The organism is Kitasatospora sp. NPDC051164 (genome assembly GCF_044455625.1).
Lineage (GTDB): Bacteria > Actinomycetota > Actinomycetes > Streptomycetales > Streptomycetaceae > Kitasatospora.
Window position 1 is genome coordinate 50,860 of sequence record NZ_JBITFB010000007.1, and the last position, 16,767, is coordinate 67,626.

The 16,767-nt window shown below is 72.1% G+C and carries 14 protein-coding genes and 1 pseudogene; 4 read left to right on the forward strand and 11 right to left on the reverse strand.

What is annotated here, in order from left to right; translation table 11 throughout:
• Positions 1–158: 158 nt before the first annotated feature.
• Positions 159–1,439, reverse strand: a complete 1,281-nt coding sequence (locus ACIBEC_RS12280) for a GNAT family N-acetyltransferase (RefSeq protein ID WP_360495956.1) — start codon at positions 1,437–1,439, stop codon at positions 159–161.
• Positions 1,440–1,529: 90 nt separating this feature from the next.
• Complete coding sequence (locus tag ACIBEC_RS12285) at positions 1,530–2,051, reverse strand: GNAT family N-acetyltransferase (RefSeq protein ID WP_360495959.1); 522 nt, start codon at positions 2,049–2,051, stop codon at positions 1,530–1,532.
• Between the two features lie 136 nt (positions 2,052–2,187).
• On the opposite strand from ACIBEC_RS12285, the gene ACIBEC_RS12290 reads away from it, so the two are divergent.
• The 3 genes from ACIBEC_RS12290 to ACIBEC_RS12300 all read left to right on the forward strand — a co-directional run bounded on the left by ACIBEC_RS12290 (position 2,188) and on the right by ACIBEC_RS12300 (position 3,971).
• Positions 2,188–2,511, forward strand: coding sequence for a hypothetical protein (locus ACIBEC_RS12290; protein ID WP_360495962.1), 324 nt, complete (start codon positions 2,188–2,190; stop codon positions 2,509–2,511).
• Positions 2,512–2,817: 306 nt separating this feature from the next.
• Entirely contained in the window at positions 2,818–3,510 is a 693-nt protein-coding gene (locus tag ACIBEC_RS12295; RefSeq protein WP_360495965.1) for a toll/interleukin-1 receptor domain-containing protein, read from the forward strand.
• Positions 3,480–3,971 (forward strand): hypothetical protein, encoded by a 492-nt coding sequence (locus tag ACIBEC_RS12300; protein ID WP_360495968.1) that lies wholly within the window; start codon positions 3,480–3,482, stop codon positions 3,969–3,971. The genes ACIBEC_RS12295 and ACIBEC_RS12300 overlap by 31 nt, the downstream gene beginning before the upstream one ends.
• Here ACIBEC_RS12300 and ACIBEC_RS12305 read toward each other — a convergent pair.
• From ACIBEC_RS12305 to ACIBEC_RS12345, 9 genes and pseudogenes are all read right to left on the reverse strand, one after another.
• Positions 3,872–4,582, reverse strand: coding sequence for a hypothetical protein (locus ACIBEC_RS12305; RefSeq protein WP_360495971.1), 711 nt, complete (start codon positions 4,580–4,582; stop codon positions 3,872–3,874). The genes ACIBEC_RS12300 and ACIBEC_RS12305 overlap by 100 nt on opposite strands.
• 74 nt (positions 4,583–4,656) lie before the next feature.
• Positions 4,657–5,262: a hypothetical protein gene (locus tag ACIBEC_RS12310; protein ID WP_360495974.1), complete on the reverse strand. Its 606-nt coding sequence runs from the start codon at positions 5,260–5,262 to the stop codon at positions 4,657–4,659.
• A 151-nt stretch (positions 5,263–5,413) separates the two neighbouring features.
• Positions 5,414–5,677: pseudogene (locus ACIBEC_RS12315) on the reverse strand (TnsA endonuclease N-terminal domain-containing protein); the annotation flags it as partial.
• 444 nt (positions 5,678–6,121) lie between these two features.
• Positions 6,122–7,477 carry a C40 family peptidase gene (locus tag ACIBEC_RS12320; RefSeq protein WP_360495977.1) on the reverse strand — a complete coding sequence of 452 codons (1,356 nt, stop codon included), beginning with the start codon at positions 7,475–7,477 and terminating at the stop codon, positions 6,122–6,124.
• Positions 7,478–7,718: 241 nt separating this feature from the next.
• Positions 7,719–8,792, reverse strand: a complete 1,074-nt coding sequence (locus ACIBEC_RS12325; RefSeq protein ID WP_360495980.1) for a hypothetical protein — start codon at positions 8,790–8,792, stop codon at positions 7,719–7,721.
• An 88-nt stretch (positions 8,793–8,880) separates the two neighbouring features.
• Positions 8,881–10,761 carry a threonine/serine exporter family protein gene (locus ACIBEC_RS12330; RefSeq protein WP_360495983.1) on the reverse strand — a complete coding sequence of 627 codons (1,881 nt, stop codon included), beginning with the start codon at positions 10,759–10,761 and terminating at the stop codon, positions 8,881–8,883.
• 182 nt (positions 10,762–10,943) lie between these two features.
• Positions 10,944–11,597 carry a VTT domain-containing protein gene (locus ACIBEC_RS12335; RefSeq protein WP_360495986.1) on the reverse strand — a complete coding sequence of 218 codons (654 nt, stop codon included), beginning with the start codon at positions 11,595–11,597 and terminating at the stop codon, positions 10,944–10,946.
• A 123-nt stretch (positions 11,598–11,720) separates the two neighbouring features.
• Positions 11,721–14,138, reverse strand: a complete 2,418-nt coding sequence (locus ACIBEC_RS12340) for a hypothetical protein (RefSeq protein WP_360495989.1) — start codon at positions 14,136–14,138, stop codon at positions 11,721–11,723.
• Between the two features lie 89 nt (positions 14,139–14,227).
• Positions 14,228–16,132 (reverse strand): ATP-binding protein, encoded by a 1,905-nt coding sequence (locus ACIBEC_RS12345; protein WP_360495991.1) that lies wholly within the window; start codon positions 16,130–16,132, stop codon positions 14,228–14,230.
• A 268-nt stretch (positions 16,133–16,400) separates the two neighbouring features.
• Here ACIBEC_RS12345 and ACIBEC_RS12350 point away from each other — a divergent pair, with 268 nt between their 5' ends.
• On the forward strand, positions 16,401–16,724 hold the full coding sequence (locus ACIBEC_RS12350; RefSeq protein WP_360495993.1) for a hypothetical protein: 324 nt from the start codon (positions 16,401–16,403) through the stop codon (positions 16,722–16,724).
• Positions 16,725–16,767 lie beyond the last annotated feature (43 nt).

Consider the following 16,767-nt stretch of genomic DNA (forward strand, 5'->3'; position numbering starts at 1 on the left):
GTCTCAACCCCGAGAACACCCGCCCGCCCCCCCCCCCCCCCCCCCCGGCGCCCCCCCCCGGCCCCCCCGCCCCCCCCGGCCGGCGCCCCCCCCCCCGGGGGGGCCCCCCCCCCCCGCGTCCGGGCGGAGCCAGGCAGAGCCAGGCAGGTTCGCGTGGCTCAGAAGATGTCCGGGTTCCAGGCCTGCAGCGGGGCGCGCAGCAGCAGGTCCGCGGCGGCCGCCGCACCCGGGCGCAGCTCGGTGACCAGTGCGGCCGCAGCCAGCCTCGGGGCGGTCTCCGTGCCGAGGTAGAGAGAGCCCAACTCCGAGGCTCCGAGGGCGAGGTCGGCGTCTTCCCCGGTGCGGGTGCAGCGGCCGGTGCCGTCCGCGGCGACCTCGAGCGCCCAACGGCCGGACGCGAAGCCGAGCTTGTCATCGACCTCCAGCACCACCCGGCCGGGGGCGCCGTACGTCCGGGCGCCGAACGCGGCCTCGACGTCCAGCACCCGCAGCCAGGTGAAGTCGGAGCTCTCCTCGTGCGGGGTGGCCGCGCGCCGGTCCCGGAGCAGCAGCGGCAGCGGCTCGTCCGGGGAGGCGTTGGGCATCGCGATCCTGGCCACCCAGTCGACGGACAACAGGAAGCGCCAGAGCTCGATCGTGGTGGGCAGGTCGAGGGCGGTGAACTCCTCGACGGTGAGTGTGGAGTCGGGGTAGTCACCGTCCCACTTGCCGTCGATCCGGTAGGCCACCAGGCCGGTGACCGTGCCGTCGGCGTCCCGGTGGACGGCCGCGAACGGCTCCTTGAAGTCGAAGCCCGGCACCTGGACCTCACCGGTGGCGCGCTGCCACCACAGCTTGTCGCGGTCGATCGCGCCCGGTTGGGTGCGCCGCCAGCGCTCGTGCAGGCCGGGCCCGAGCTCGCGCACCTCCGCCATCGTCACGAGGTCGATCCGGCCGCCGGGCACGCCCGGCAGCCCCTCGCGCAGGCCCCGGGCGCGGCGCAGGTCGACGCGCAGGCCTGCGCACCGGGTGGCCGGGCCGAAGCCGAACCGGCCGTAGATGCCGTACTCGGCGGCGATCAGGATGGCGACGGCCGTGCCGCGTTCGGCGGCGGCCGCGAGGTCCCGGCGGATCATCGTGCTGAGCAGGCCCCGGCGCCGGTGGGTGGCGCTGACCGTGACGTGGCTGATGGCGTCGGCCGTGATCACGGCCCCGCCTGGGACGGTCAACTCGGCGTCGTAGCTGCGGAAGGTGGCGATCTGGCGGTCGCCGTCGAAGCCGGCCAGCATCCGGCCCGGCTCCCACTGCCGGCGGCGCACCTCCGCCGCGCTGGCCACGTGCGGACGCAGGAAGCCACAGGTCAGCGCGCGGTCCCAGGCCGCCACCTCGTCCTCGGAAACCGCCCGTACCCGAAGCCCGTTCACGGTGTCGACGGCCGTGTGATCGATGCTGTTGCCCATGGGGCCACCGTACGGCGGCCCTCCGGCAGCGGCACCTGATTAATCCGTACCCGACGTTGATCCGTACCCGACGTCAGTCCGTGCCCGACGTCAGTCCGTGCCCGCCCCGAGGTGCTTCCCCGGGACCACCACCCAGTGGTTGGTCCGCAGGACGCGGCCCGCGAAGCCCAGGTCCCGCTCGCCGAGCAGCCGGAAGCCGAGCGCCCGGCAGATCCCGTTGGACGGGCCGTTGCCCGTCCCCGGGTTGGCGTGCACCTCGCCCCAGCGGCCGTCCTCGGCGGCGGCGTCCAGCACCCGGCGGACGGCCGCCTTGGCCAGCCCGCGGCCCTGGTACTCGGGCAGCACCATCCAGCCGATCTCGGAGACCGTCCGGCCGTCTTCCTCGCCCGACCAGAGGTTGACCGTGCCCGCGACCTCGCCGTCCTCGGTGCCGTCCGGGACGATCATCCTGGCCCAGTAGCGGTCCGCCGCCGCCTCGACCACGTCCTTGCGCAGCCGCTCCTCCACCCGCTCCCGGGGCAGCGGCCCACCCAACTCGGCCATCATCACCGGGTCGCAGCGCATCCGGACGTACGCCTCGACATCCCCTGCCCGAACATCGCGCAACAGCATGACGCCTCCTCAGTACGGTCGGCTCACCACGGTCGAGCGTCCACGCTAACGCCGACCACCGACACTGGTGTGGGGGCGCCCTTCCTGCCACCATCCTCGTGCCGGTTCAGGTACGGACGATCTCCCGGGGGGAGCCATGGAGGACGAACAACTCCGCGCGTCGAAGGAGCACGGGGCCCGGAGCACCACGGCGATGGTGCTGGGCATGCTGACGGTCCTCGGCTGGGCCTGGGCGGCCTGGCTGATCCTCGCCCGGGTCGGCGGGGACTGCGGCTCGCCGGCCTTCTACGAGCCGCCCGGCTTCCACCTGCGGGAGGTCTGCGACTCCCAGGTCATCGGCCGGATCGGCGAGGCGGTCGCGGTCGCCATCCTGACGCTCCCGCTCTGCACCGCCTGGATCTGGACCTGCGTGGGACTGCGCGCCCGCCGGAAGGAACCGGACGCCCTGCTCGACCGGTAGCCTGCGGGCGGCCGGGGCTCACGGCCGGCCCTCACGCCCCGAGTTCACGACCGGGCCTCACGACCCGAGCGTGTAGGTTCCACTCGTGATCTTCATTCGACTTCAGTGTGATCTGGGCCGTTGGAGCTTGTCCCAGTGATCTTGCGCGGCTTTTGACCCATCGTCTTTGCGTTTCCCTCGTCAGCGGAGCAGGTGCGCCACGGCCTGCTCGCGCTCCATCGGAGCTGTTCAGCCGTACGGTCACGCCGAACTGACGACGCCTTAACACTTGAGAACATCGACAACCCCCTTTATGATCATGATTGTATGACTATCCTCGCGACCATGGTCGAACATGGAACAGGATGCTTCTGGAGCTACGCGCATCGCGACAATGAATTTGATCATGGTCGCATCCTGCGCTTGGCTGATTTAATCAAGCGGGAATACGTTATGCGGACCCAGCGGGAGCTGGAGCTATTCACCGACCGCACGCATATTAGCTGGGGCGAGGACTGGCGCGACCGACTTGACTCCGGATTGCATAAAACGACGTTCTTCATTCCAATCATCACCCCAGGGTACTTCAGGAGTGTCGAATGTCGGCGCGAGCTCCTGACATTTTCTGCAAATTCCACTAGCCTCGGCATCCAGCAGCTCGTTCTCCCAATCCTTTATGTCGATACGCCGGAGCTCGATCTGGAGGATTCGCTCAACGAGGCAGTTTCTCTAGTCAAGCGCATGCAATGGGAGGACTGGCGACAGCTTCGGTTCGACGCCGAGGATTCTCCCAGCCACCGAAGGGGCGTCTCGCGGATCGTCAACAGGCTGATGGAGATCACGGCACAGGTAGAATCGCAGCAGGCCCACGCCCATCCTGGCGACTTGATGGACATCGATGACCTGGGGCCCAGCACCGTGGACACGGTTGCGGCGCTAGAGAAGGCGATTGCGCAATGGGGGGGATCTTTAATGCCATCAGTGAAATCATGGATCAGATCACCAACGCCAGTGATTTGATCCCGGAAGCAGTTAATCCCGCAAATCTCGATCTGAGTGCGGGCGCCGCCGTGGCCAAAATCGCCGCCCTTCAGAGCTTTGCGGATATGATCTCCAGCCCTGCCCAGCAGATGTTCGATCTGGCCAGCCGGTTCGCGTCCGAGGTGATCAGCCTGGATCCTGGCGTTCTGGCGGTCGTGCGAGCCGCAGAGTCCGGGACGGCGGAAGACTTCGTGGATTACTGCTGCGATCTCGTCCTGACCATTACACCTAAACTCCGCCACAATGTTGAGGTCGTCAAGAATTACGGCCAAGGGATGAGCATACTCCCCCGCGCGAGCCAGGTCCTACGTCCGCCCGTTGCCAAGGTAGCCGCCGCAATTCAGCAGATGGCCGACGGGTTCGAACGGATGGAGGACTGGGAGCGGCGCATCACCGCCACTGGTCGGAGCCGACCGAAGCTTCCCGATATGGACGAGTAACTTGCTTGGTCAGGTCCTTCTGCGCAGGGCGCCGCCACCGTGTGATCCCGGTCCCAGCTTCGGCCCAAGTTGAGCCTGACCGGTCGGTTTGGCATCTCCGCGTTGACGGGGCGGGCGGGCCGCCCGGCGGGCGGTCTCGTGGACAGTGGCGCCTCGTCCGGCTGGGGTGAGTTGGTAATAGGTGCGGCGGTGCCCAGCATGGGTACGTGTTCCCATTCCAGGTCGTGCCAGAGTCCGTCGGCCGGTTCCTGGAAGTGGACCATCCGCACCTCCTCGTCGTTCACGCGGATCGGCCACTTGCCAGCATGGATCCCGCCGTAGGGACTGGTCTGGTTGCGGTGCCCGTCCAGGGCGGGCTCGTTGTAGATCAGCCCGTTCACTTCGACGCCGTAGTGCTGGATCGTCCGCCAAGCGACCCGGTGGAACTCCAGCGCCGTGTCGGGTCGGGCGGGCAACCGCAGGCGCCCCGCCTTGCCGATGCCGACGGTGAACATCTCGTTCGGCGACAGCGGCAGGCCCGGCCCCTCCGGGACGGTGAGCCCGTCGTGCTTGCCGGCCTGGTGGACGGCGACGATCCAGTCCCGGATCACGTCCTCCAGCTCGTGCAGCAACAGGAACGCCTTCCCTTCCAGCCCGATCCCCCGGCTGTGCAGGTCCGGCCCCTTGTAGGCGGGCAGGTGCTGGATCAGCCCCTCGCGCAGGGACTTGAAGACCGCTCGACGGTGGGTTTGTCGGTCGGCTTCCTCGGCTGAGCGGGCTGGATGGAGATGCCCAACCGCGCGCAGGCCCCGATGCCGTGCGCCGACAAGAACGCCTTCCCGTGATCGCCGACCAGCGTCTCCAGCAGGCACCAGGATTCCTCGGCCTCGTGCTCGGTGAACACCAGCCGCTGCGGGACTCCGTGTGCAGAGTCCAACACGGCGCAGCCGCCGCTGCGGCCGGTGATCGCCTCGAATAGCACGCCAGCGACATCGACTGCCTTGGTGGACATCGGTGTGACCCACAGCCCCAGAATCTGCCGGTCGAATAGATCCTGGGCGACCGTCAACTGGGCTGGAAGCCACCGGCAGGTCGCCGGCTCCGTTGCGAACACGTCCAGGTCCTGGGTGTCCAGGATCAGGTACTCGCCCGGGCGGGTCGCCCGCAGCCGGCCGTAGGTACCCTGAGGCCGGGTGGCGATGGACCGGCGGCCCTTCGCCGAGCCGGACACCGCGTTGCGGCCCTTGGTCAGTTCTTCCAACCGCCGGTAGGCCGTGGTCTTCGGCGGAATCTCGACAACTCCTTCCCCCATGCTCGCGCTCCAAGCGCTCCGCAGCCCGCATCAGCACGGCACTTCGGCTCGGTGTCGATGCGTCCACCCCGGCCGCCAACTCCGCCAGTACCGCGGCATCCCAACGCGGATCGACCGATCGGCGGTGCCCGACCCGTTTCCGGTCGTCTGCTGAGGACCACACCTCGAAGTCCCAGCCCCGATCCTGGACCAGGCGCTCGGTCCACGCGAACTGCCTGGCAACCTTCGGATCGTCAAGGCGATGCGCGGCCTTGACGTCTACCACGGCCACAGGGCCGTCAGCGCGGCCGAGAAGCAGGTCGGGGACGTGCCGCCGCTTGCGGCTGCCATCGGACCACTCAAGCCAGAACGGCTGAGCAGCGATCGACACGACCCGCGGGTCACGGTCGGTGAGAAGGATCCGAGCCAGCTCCAGCCGGCTCTCTTAGACCACATGCCCACCCGTCGTCGCCGACCAGTACCAACCCGAGTAGCACTGCCGACCCGCGAACCAGCGCATCTCCCGCACTGGCAGACCCGCCAGCACCTCGTCGATGGACACCCGATCCAACGAGGTGTCCACGAAGGCGCCATTCCCCCGACGGTAACGCACCGTCACTTTCGAAGCCGGCGGCACAGGCGTACCTTCGGTGATTAGAACATCAGACCAGTCATTCATGGCGCGACCATCTCCCTCCCGCCGGGCCTGGACAGGGTGAACCGGCCTCAGTTCACCCGTGATGATGAAGAATCATGGAATCGGGAGGCGCTACTGTCGGACCGCCTACTCGGCGTCTCACTGATCTTGCGCATGCGCAATTTGGGCGCAGAATCAGTGGGAAAGCGCAAAGCGAAGTGGGAACCTACAGCCGGCCGGGCCTCACGGCCGGGCGTAGAAGTCCGGGGTGCCCATGATCCAGAGGCTGGCCTGCTTGATCGGCATGCCCGCGCGCGGGGCCTCGATCATCTGGTCGTCGCCGATGTAGAGCCCGACGTGGTAGATGTCGGCGGCGCGTCCGGTGTCCGTCCAGAACACCAGGTCCCCGGGGCGCAGCTGGCGGTAGCCGATCCGGGTGCTCTGGGCGTACTGGTCGGCGGCGAAGTGGTTGAGCGGCCGGCCGCCCTCGCGCCAGGCCATCATGGTCAGCCCCGAGCAGTCGTAGCCGGCCGGGCCCTCGCCGCCCCAGATGTAGGGCAGGCCGATCTTGGACTTGGCGAAGGCGACCGCGGCGGCCGCGCCCTCGGCGGACCACGGGCGCGCGGCGGGCGGTACGGCGGCGGCGGCGGTGGAGGCCGCCGCGGCTTCGGCGGCCTCGGCCTCCCGGGCGGCCTGCTCGGCGGCAGCGCGGGCGGCGGCCTCGGCCTCGCGGGCTGCGATCGCCTCCAGGGCCTCGCGGCGCTTGCGCTCCAGCTCGACGGTGGTGTTCCGGGCGGCGGCCAGTTCGGTGAGCAGTTGCTCGCGGTGCCGGGTGGCGGCGGCCACCTCGCCCTGCTGGGCGGCCAGCCGCTGCTCGGCCCGTGCCCTGGCCGCACCGACTTCGGCGGCAGCCTTCTCGGCGGTCCCGGTGGCGGTGCGGGCGGCCGCGGAGGCGGTGCGGGCGGCGGCGGCGGTGGAGGTGGCGGCGTCCAGGATCTGCCGGGTTCGCTCGCTGACCTGGCGGACCGCGGCGGCGCGGTCGCCCGCCTCGCGCGGGCCGTGGGCGCCGAGCAGCGCGTTGAGCGCGGACAGTTCGGCGCCTGCGCCCTGGCGGTACGTTTCGGCGGCGAGCCGGGCCGCGTCCTCGGCGGCGGCCGACCGTTCGGCCTCGGCGGCGGTGGCGCGCCGCACGGCGGCGCCCTCCTCGGCGCGGGCCCGGGTGAGGGCGAGCTGGGCGCCGTTGTAGGCCTCGACGGCCTGTTCGGCGCCGCGTCCGGCCCTGTCCAGCTCGGTCCGGGCGGCGGTGAGCGCGGCTTCCAGGGCGGCGGTCGAGGAGGCCTTCCGCTCGGCCTCGGCCCGGGCGCGGTCGATGTCCTCGGTGCTCGGGTACGGCTCCTCGCCGCGGGTCCGGCCGAGCGCCGGTTCACCGACAGCCGGTTCGCGGCCGTCCGGTTCGCGGCTGGCTTGTTCGGTCGTCGCCGGTTCGCCGCCCAGCGGTTCGCCGGTCGACGGGGCGGCCTGGGCGGCTTGGGCGGCGGGGAGCAGCCCGAGCAGGGCGGTGAGCGACAACAGGAGGGTCGGCAGGAGCCTGCGCGCCACGCGACATCCCTTCTCACGGGTCCGGAGGGGACGGCGGCGGACGGCGCGCGGCGCACGGGCAGGCGGTGGCCGGGCGGCGGGAAGTCCGGACGAATCATCCCATCACGCGACAGAACGGTCACATGGCGCTCATATTCTCAATTCCGGCGGCCTTCAGACCCGGAAAGCGCTCCGCCGGTCGAGTGACCATCAGATGATCCGACCAGGATTCAGCTCCGGCCGGATGCAGGGGGCATGCGAACTACCGGCGGATCCGGCGGGTGTGCGTCCGCAGCCGGGGGTGTCGCTCGGGCCGGCGCTCCAGCCCGGTCGGGCCGACGGCATAGGTCCGGCTGCGCCCGGCCCGGACCGTACGGCGGCGCTGCCGCGCCCGGTGGGAGCGGCCCGGGCCGGCCGCATACGCCGGGCCGTCCGCGGTCGTGGACTTGGCCGTCGCCCCGGCGGCGGCCGCCGAGCGGCGGTCGGCCAGCCGGGCCTGACGGCGGGCCAGCGCCCGGGCGGCGTGCGCGTCGAGGTGGGCGCTGGCCCGGGCGGCCATCCGCTCGGCGACCCGGTGGGCGGCGGGATGGTTGGCGGCCACCTTGTCGGGGGCGCCGGCGATCAGGTCGAAGAGCCAGGTGCGGGCCCGGTCGGCGCGCCGGTGCAGCAGGCGCTCGCGCCGCAGCGCACGCGCCCGGCGCCGGGGGCGCGTGGAGTAGCGCCAGCGGGCCCAGGGGCTGCTCGGGCGGGCCAGCCGGATCGCGCCGATCCAGGACAGGCCGGGAACCATGATCCCGAGCAGCCCGGTCCAGACCTTGCCCTTGAGCAGGGTGATCACCGAGGCCAGCGCGTTCACCGAGATCACCGTGATCAGGCCCCACCTGGTCTCCTCGCCGGGCAGCGCGCCGAACGGCACGTACCCGATCAGCAGCAGGGCGGTGAACAGGATCCCGAAGATCACCGCATCTACCGACTTGCGGCCCTGCTCGCCCCAGTACACGTCGTCCAGGTGCAGGATCAGCGCGAACTCGTCCAGCACCAGGCCGCAGCCGATACCGAAGGCCAGCCCGAACCAGTCCATCCACGGCTGGCCGCCGTAGGTGGCGAACACCCCGATGCCGCCGAGCAGCAGGAAGCCCAGGCCGAACACCATGTGGTGGATGTGCAGGCCGCCGGGGGTCACGTTGCCGGGCCACCAGCGCACCTGGGCGCGGATCATCCGGACGCTGAACCGGATGAAGACGAAGGACGTGATGAAGCCGACCAGCAGCAGGAACAGCGGTTGCTTCTGCGCGTTGACGATGTGCTCGCGGTAGCTGTCCAGCAGTGTGGTCATGCGTCTTACCTTCGTTCCTGGTCCTGCGTGCAGCCTGCCGTGACATGGCCCGGGGCCCAATACGGGTCCAACACGGGTCAACGCGCGGTCAGAACCCTCGGGTGCGCTTGGCCGCCCGGCGCGGCACCGCCGGGTAGAGCGACGGGAGCTCGGCACCGACCGGCAGCTTCAGGAACAGCCGTGCTATCTCCCCACCGAGGTTCACCCCGACCGCCAGCGCCATCGCGATCGCCGCCGCCCGGAAGACCGACACCAGGCCGGCGCTGGAATGCCCCTGGGCGAAGGCGAGCATCCCGAGGTAGAGCGCCGAACCCGGCATCAGCGGGCCGATCGCGGCGGTCACGTACGGCAGCGCCGAACCGTTGCGGAAGCGCGCCATCAGCTGGCCGAAGAGGCCGACCAGGCCGGCCGCCACCCCGGTCGCCGCGATCGGGTTGACGCCCGCGTTGTAGACCAGCGCGCCGTAGCTGGCCCAGCCGATGCCGCTGTTCGCCGTGACCAGGGCGAGCGTGCGGCGGTCGGTCTGCAGCAGCGTCGCGAAGGCCAGGGTCAGCAGCATCGCGGCGACCAGCTGGACCGGCGGGGTACTGGTCCCCGCCAGGCTCTCGTCCGGCCGCAGCTTCGCCTCGGCGCCGACGCCCAGGTAGAGGATCACCATGACGCCTATCACGATGCCCGCGACCAGGTAGATCACTTCCAGCAGGCGGGCCGCGGCGGTGATGTAGAAGCCGGTCAGGCCGTCCTGGACGGCGGCCACCAGGGCACGCCCGGGCAGCAGGGCGAACAGGCCGCCGGTGATCACGACCGAGCCGCGCAGGCCCAAGTCGTTGAAGGACAGGATGATCCCGGAGGCGGCGGCCGGCATCGCGGCCGCCACGAACTGGTAGAACTCCGGCAGCCGACGCCGGGCCAGCCCGGAGGCCAGCCGGTCGCCGAGGACGGCCGCGATGAAGGCGCTGGCGAAGACCAGCCAGGCCTTGTCGTCGATCTGCCCGCCGACCAGGAAGGTCGCCGCGCCGGCCAGCAGACCGGTGGTCAGGGCGAGCAGCCAGGCCGGGTACGGGTGCCGGTTGCGGCGGATCAGGGCGAGCCGGCGGTAGGCGTCGTTGACCGACACCTTCTCCGCGGTGATGTCCGCGACCAGCTCGTACACCGCGTTCAGCCGGGTGTAGTCGGAGGTGCGGCGGCGCACCACGCGGTCGGCGGTGACCGGCGGCTCGACCAGCGAGGGCTGGTGCGAGATGCCGATCAGGGTGAAGGTCACCTGCGGCTCGCAGCGGTCCAGCCGGTAGGCGTGCGCGATGCCGAGCATCGCCGCCTCGACGTCCTCGGCGGCTTCGCCGCTGGCCAGCAGCAGCTCGCCGATGCGCAGGGTCAGGTCGAGGATGCGGGGGACGTTGCGGGCGGCACCGGCGGAGGGGTGCATCTCGCGGGCGGTCCGCTCGAACGCGGGGCGCTCGAACATCGGGGTGCGCAGCAGGGTGCGCATCCGGTCCGGCCACGGCGCCTCACCGGGGGCGCCGGGGGTCAGGTCCGCGACCGGGATGCCGGCGGGCGGGGTGTAGCCGGCTGCCCGCCACTCCTCGGGGGTGAGGGTGTCCTCGGCGACCGAACGGCGACGGACCGGGCGGACGCTCCCGGTGCCCGCGTCCCGGGGGCCCGCGTCCTGAGGGCCCGCGTCCTGAGGACGCGCGTCGACGGTGAGCTCGGGGTGCGGATCGGTCCGGGGCTCGGGGAGCGGCTCGCGCTCGGGGAGCGGCTCGCGCTCGGGGAGCGGCTCGCGCTCGGGGAGCGGCTCGGGCTCGGGGAGCGGCTCGGGCTCGGGCGTCAGCAGGCCCTTGGTCTCCGGGACGGGCAGGACGAACGGGACGACGATGGTGGGATCGACGGGCGGGGCGGGGTGCCCGAGCAGGCCCTCGGTGGGCGGGGCCTCGGAGGGGTGCACCGGCTTCGGGGGTGTCTGCCGCACCCGGCGGACTGCCCGGCCTCCCCTCGCCCGCTTGCCCGCACCCGGTCGGCCCCGCTTAGGCACTTCCGCTCCTTGCCGCCCCTGGTGGCCGCCGGCCACCGCTCGATCTCGGGTTACACCATGCCTGATCGAACAGCCTGACGCACATGTACGCGACGTCCCACGGCTTGGGCGGCGGGCGCCTACCCGGCGCGGTTGCGGGTGGCGGGAACCTCGCCGGACCGGCGGGCCCGCAGCAGTTCGACCACCACCGGGATCACCGAGACCAGCACGATGGCGACCAGGATCGCCTCGATGTTGTCCCGGACGAACGGGATCTGCCCCAGGAAGTAGCCGAGCACGGTGACCCCGCCGCCCCACAGCACGCCGCCGACCAGGTTGAAGACCACGAAGGTGCGGTAGTTCATCCTGCTCACGCCGGCGACGATCGGCGTGAAGGTCCGCACGATCGGAACGAAGCGGGCCAGCACGATCGCCTTGGGCCCGTGCCGGTCGAAGAAGGCGGCGGCCTTCTCGACGTTCTCCTGCCGGAAGATCCGGGAGTCGGGGCGGCGGAACAGGCTCGGCCCGACCTTGCGGCCGAAGAGGTAGCCGACCTGGTCCCCCGCCACCGCCGCGGTCACGATCAGCGCGCAGACCACCCAGAGCGGCTGGTGCAGGTAGGTGCCGCCGGCCACCAGCAGGCCGGTGGTGAACAGCAGCGAGTCGCCGGGCAGGAAGAAGCCGATCAACAGGCCGGACTCGGCGAAGACGATGGCCAGGATGCCGAGCGGACCGAAGGTGGAGATCAGGGTGGTCGGGTCGAGCCAGGACGGGCCGAGGGCGAGGCTGGTCACGGTGCGGGCACTCCCGGAGGTCGGGTCTTGGTCATGAAAAAGTAAAGCATTGACAAAGACTCGACCGGGAGTGGAAAGGTTCCCCCGGCCCGCGTCGGGCCGGGGGCGGTCGTACCGGAGCGGTCAGAGGCCGTAGCGCTCCACGATCTCCTCGTGTCGGGCGAGGTCCGCGCCGGCGGCCTCGGCCAGGGCCGGCCAGGCGAGCGGGTGCGGCCAGCCGCCGGTCAGCCGGTGCAGCAGCGCGTCCGCCTCGGCGGCCGAGGCGACCGGCGGCACCCCGAGTGCCGCGTAGATGCCGGGCAGCGTCTCGTCCTCGTCGGCCGGGTCGGTGATCCGGTACTGCTCCCCGCTGTACGCCCAGACCGCGTAGCCGGCCTCCTGCAGCCGCTCGCGCAGGGTGCCCCACGGTTCGTCGCCGGGCCAGCCGCCGTCGATCCAGTAGGTGGTGTACCCCGCCGGGTCGAGCAGGGTGAGCATTTCGAACACCGGTCGCCAGCGCCGCCGCTCCTCCTCGGGGGCGTCCTCGGCCGGCGGGCCCTCCAGCAGCGCCGGGGAGAAGACCACCACGTCGCCGTGGTTGAGCGTCAGGTCGTCGCCGAGCACCGGCAGGACACGGGCGGTGGCCGGTCCGGTCCGGATGGCGGGCAGGTCGGCCGTCGCGCCGTTGGTGCGGGTGGCCCGGATGGTGACCAGCTGCCACTCCTCGTCCACCGGGCCCTCGGGCTCGTCGAACCCGATGCCGAGCAGCGCGCCGGTGGAGCGGACCACCGCCCAGTCCCGGTTGGCGCTGGCCGCGGTGATCAGGTGCCAGAGGTCGGGTTCCCGGACCGTCCGATGGTCCTCCTCGTCCGAGGCCTTCGCGGCCGGGGCCGCGGCCGACGGGCCCTCCGCTTCCGAGGCCTCCGCGTCCGGAGTGGGCTCGGCGGGCAGCGCGCTCTCCAGCAGCTCCTGGTAGAGCCGCTGCGCGGTGGCGTGGTCGCCCAGCTCGGTGGCGGCGCGGGCGGCGAGGCGGCGGGTGTTGAGCACCTCGTCGTCGAGCGCGAGGATCGCCTCGCACTGCTCCAGCACCTCGCTCCAGCGGCTCTCGGCGGCGGCCCAGCGGGCGCGTATCCAGTGCCCGTCGGCCGGGGCCGTGAGAGACAGCCGGTCGGCGAGGCGGCGCACGCCCTCGGCGTCCCGGGCGTCGATCAGCAGCTCGCCGAGCGTGCCGGTCAGCTCGCCGGCCCCCGGGTCGGCCTCCAGCCGCTGCCACAGCAGGTCGGCCGCGGCCCGGGCGTGGCCCAGCCCGCCCAGCACGGTGGCCAGGAGCACCGTCAGCCCGGTGGCGCCGGCCGGCTCACCCCGGTACCGGTCCAGGGCCACGGAGAGCAGGTCGGCGCCGGCCTCGAAGGGCACCTCGGCCTCGGCCAGGTACGCCGTCAGTTCGCCCGGCGGGACGGGCAGCGCCGGCTCCGGCAGCGCCTCGGCGGCCGCGCGCAGTGCGGCGATCTCCTCGGCCACACCATCGGTGCGGCGCAGCCGGGTGAGCTTGCGCGCCCCGGTCGCAGCGAGGGTCAGCGCCACCGTGCGGGCGCCGCGGGCGAGGGCGAGCCGGCCCGCCGCCAGCAGCAGGTCCACGCACGGGCGGTGCGCGCCGGCGCCGTCCAGGTAGCCGACCCAGCCGGCCAGCACGGCGCCCAGTTCGGCGTCGTTCTCCCATGCGCCGGCCGCGACCAGCAGCTCGACCGTCTGTGTCCAGGCGGGCCGCAGGTCGGCGTGGAGCTCGGCCTCGGCCCGGTCGGGGAGCAGGGCGAGCGCCTCCTCCGTCCGGCCGAGCGCGGCGAGCGCGCGGGCCCGCAGCAGGGCACCCCAGCGCTGGTCGCGCTCGTCGAGCCGGTGCCCCTGCGCCTGCTCGGCCCGCTCGGCGGTGTCCAGCAGCTCCAGCACCTCCTCGTACCGGCCCAGCAGGTGCAGGGTGCCGGCCCGGGCCTGGTGGAAGCGGAGCGAGACCCGCTGACCGGCCGCGCGCATCCGGTTGGCGGCGGTGTCCAGGTGGTCGAGCGCCTCGGCCGCCCGGCCGTCGTCCTCCAGGGCGTCGGAGTACTCGCGGGAGAGGCAGTCGTAGCAGGCGCGGCCGGGCTCGATCCGGTCGAGCGTCTCGCCGACCACCTCGAGCCGCTCCGTCACGTACCCGGGCCCGTCGACCCGGGCGTGGCAGATCGCGAAGTCCTGCACCACGCAGACGGACTGCGGGCAGCCGACGGTCTCCTCCCGGTGGGCGAACTCCAGCAGGTCGATCGCCTCGGGCATGACCGCCTCGCCCTGCTGGCGCTTGTTCAGCAGGTTCTGCATCCGCCAGTGCCGCAGGTAGACCTCGACCCAGGGCAGGTCGAGCGACCGCGCGGCGGCGAGGGCCTCCGGGTAGAGCGCGTCCAGCTGGTCGTTGCGGCCCTCGGTGGCGTGCTCGGGCAGGTCGACGATGGCCTCGGCCAGCCGGTGGTGACCGGCCTCGACCAACTGCCGGTGGGCGTCGCGCACCCAGGACCAGATGTCGGTGGTCATGCTTCATCCCTCTGCGTCGTGCTGATGAGTTGTCTACCGCGGACCACTGACAATCCGTCCGTCACGCTTCGCCGGTCACGCTTCGTCCGTCACGCTTCGTCGGACAGGGCGCCGGGGCTGTCCGGGACGTCCGGCAGCCCGGCCGGGACGGCGGAGGTCAGGGCGGACACCGCGGTGCCGACGCCGGTCAGCGCGGCGGTGAGGTCGCCCTCGGCGGGACCGGAGGAGGCCGCGGCCATGATCACCTTGAGCGAGCGGAGCAGCCCGGCGGCGGTGGCGCTGCCGGTGTGTCCGGTGCGGTAGGCGGTGAGCAGGTCCTGGACGGCCGGGCACGCCAGGTTGAGGTAGAGCCGGGCCCTGACCTCGCCGTCGGTGCGGGCGGTGAAGGCGCGGGCCAGCCGCAGCGCGGCGGACGGGATCCGGGCGTCCGCCTGGTCGTCCTCGATCCGGGCCTTCAGCTCGGCCTCGCGGTCCGGGACCAGCACCAGCGGCAGGCCGGGCGGGTCGAAGCGGGCCGGGACGAGCTGCTCGCCCTGGTCGGCGAGGGCGCCGGCCAGCCAGGCCGCCTCCCCCTCCGGCAGCGGCCGCTCCGGGTCGCGGAACAGCTCGCGGTTGCCCTGCTCGCTGCCCAGCTCGACCAGTCGGCAGCCGCGCAGCTGCGCGTAGCGGCGCAGGAAGGGCAGCACGGCGTAGCGGTCGCCGCGCGCGATCGGCACCCGCATGGCCCGGTACAGCATTTCCTCGAAGCCGCCACCGCTGCCGAGCGCGACGTGCACCGCTCCCCCTCCGGCGGCGCGCAGCGCTCCGGCGGTGAGGTCGCCCTGCGAGGTGGGCACCGGGACGTCGTCGGCGAGCAGGGTGAACAGCCGCTCGTCGCAGAGCGCGGCGCCGAGCAGGTCCTGGCCGTGCCGGGTGAGGATGCGGCGCCAGGCGGCGGGTCGCAGCCGGGCCGTCTCGTACAGGCCGTCCACGATGGCGTCGGTGAGGGCCTTCTGGAGCGCGCGGTAGTGCTCGTCGCGTTGGAGGTCCTCGCGGCTGGCGGTGGGGGTGAGCCGGCTGGACTCGACCACCCCGCCGATGAACCCGGCCCAGCTGGGCAGCAGGTCGCGGGCGTCCTCGGCGAGCAGCATGCCGCGCAGGTAGACGGCGAGGTCGCGGTTGTCGCTGCTGCCGTAGGTGCCGCCGTCCTGGACCCAGAGCAGGCCGATCGCGTCGGTGCCGCCGTCGACCGGCTGGACCGGGAAGGCGGTGAGCGGCTCGAAGCGGCGGCCGAAGGCGGTGGCGAAGCGCATCCGGGCGGCGTGCCGGTCGCCCTCCACCCGTTGGCGCCAGGGCACCTCGACGGAGTTGACGGGCTGCTCGTCGTCGCCGACGTAGACCGGGATCGGGAGCAGCACGCAGTACCGGGCGAGGACTTCGCGCAGCGTGGGCTCGTCGGCGAGGTGGGCGTGCTCGGCCTTGAGCGCCAGCTCGACCACGGTGCCCGGGCGGGGCCGGGCGGGCACCGGCTCGACCCGGTACTGCTCGCCGCCGCGGCTGCGGTAGCGGTGGCCGAGCCGCGGCTCGCGGTGCGAGGTGGTGGTGACGGTGACCTCGTCGGCGATGGAGAAGGCGGACAGGAAGCCCAGCCCGAAGGCGCCGATCAGCTCCTGGTTGCCGGTCAGTTCGCGCAGCATGCGGGTGTAGCCGGTGCCGACGGTGGCGAGGTAGGAGTGGATCTCGGGCTCGGTGAGTCCGGCCCCGGTGTCCTCGATGGAGACGGTGCGCCGGGCGGCGTCGGCGCGCACCCGGATCAGCGGGCGGTGGTCGCCCTCCGGGTCCTCCAGGAGCCGGCGGGTGTGCGAGTCGTGCGCGTTCTGGACGAGTTCGCGCAGGGCGACCAGCGGGGTGGAGTAGAGGTGGGTGGCGAGGACGTTCACCAGGCCGCCGAGATCGACCTCGGTCGTCCGCAGTTCCTCGACGGGGGTGGGCTCGAGCGGGGCACCTTCAGACATGGGTCCCCAGTGTGCCAGTGCGACAATCTGCCCACCATTTCTTTCTTCTTGACTGACTTCCGGGCTGACGGACGGCCGGCCTTCCGGACTGACGAACTGCGGTCAACCCCAATTGACCAGGCCTCCACCATCGGAGGAATTGCCACCCATTCGATGGAGTTCGTCCACATCGCTGGTGAATGCTGAGCGGGCGACGTCAGGCAACGGCGCCTCGGAGCGGCCACTCCGGAGCGCGCCACAATTCGCACTTCCAGTCAGGGAGACCAGCGTGTCCCGTATTCGCGCAGCCGCCGCCGTCACCGCCCTCGGGGCGTTCCTCCTCGTCGGCGTCGGTGCCGCCACCGCGCACGCCGACAACAGCGCCGGCGCGATCGACCACTCCAACGGCAGCGTCGTGAACAACGTCGGCTCCAACAACATCATCGGCAACGTCCACGGCAACGTGGTCAACACCCAGCAGACGGCCACCGGTTCGGGCGCGAGCAACCAGAACAACGGCCTCGCCGTGACCGGCAACGGCGGGAACATCGGCGCCCTGCAGGGCAACGGCAACGTCGACGCCCGGGTGTACTACCCGACCGTCCTCAACTAGGCCGCGCCCACCGGGCCGGGTGCCCGCCCCGCGCTGGACGAAT

Excerpts from the sequence above, each read along its gene's own strand:
- ACIBEC_RS12285 (WP_360495959.1), bottom strand. The coding sequence starts at position 2,051 with ATGCTGTTGCGCGATGTTCGGGCAGGGGATGTCGAGGCGTACGTCCGG.
- ACIBEC_RS12325 (WP_360495980.1), bottom strand. The coding sequence starts at position 8,792 with ATGACCACACTGCTGGACAGCTACCGCGAGCACATCGTCAACGCGCAG.
- ACIBEC_RS12280 (WP_360495956.1), bottom strand. The coding sequence starts at position 1,439 with ATGGGCAACAGCATCGATCACACGGCCGTCGACACCGTGAACGGGCTT.
- ACIBEC_RS12345 (WP_360495991.1), bottom strand. The coding sequence starts at position 16,132 with ATGTCTGAAGGTGCCCCGCTCGAGCCCACCCCCGTCGAGGAACTGCGG.
- ACIBEC_RS12310 (WP_360495974.1), bottom strand. The coding sequence starts at position 5,262 with ATGGGGGAAGGAGTTGTCGAGATTCCGCCGAAGACCACGGCCTACCGG.
- ACIBEC_RS12295 (WP_360495965.1), top strand. The coding sequence starts at position 2,818 with ATGACTATCCTCGCGACCATGGTCGAACATGGAACAGGATGCTTCTGG.
- ACIBEC_RS12290 (WP_360495962.1), top strand. The coding sequence starts at position 2,188 with ATGGAGGACGAACAACTCCGCGCGTCGAAGGAGCACGGGGCCCGGAGC.
- ACIBEC_RS12300 (WP_360495968.1), top strand. The coding sequence starts at position 3,480 with ATGGATCAGATCACCAACGCCAGTGATTTGATCCCGGAAGCAGTTAAT.
- ACIBEC_RS12340 (WP_360495989.1), bottom strand. The coding sequence starts at position 14,138 with ATGACCACCGACATCTGGTCCTGGGTGCGCGACGCCCACCGGCAGTTG.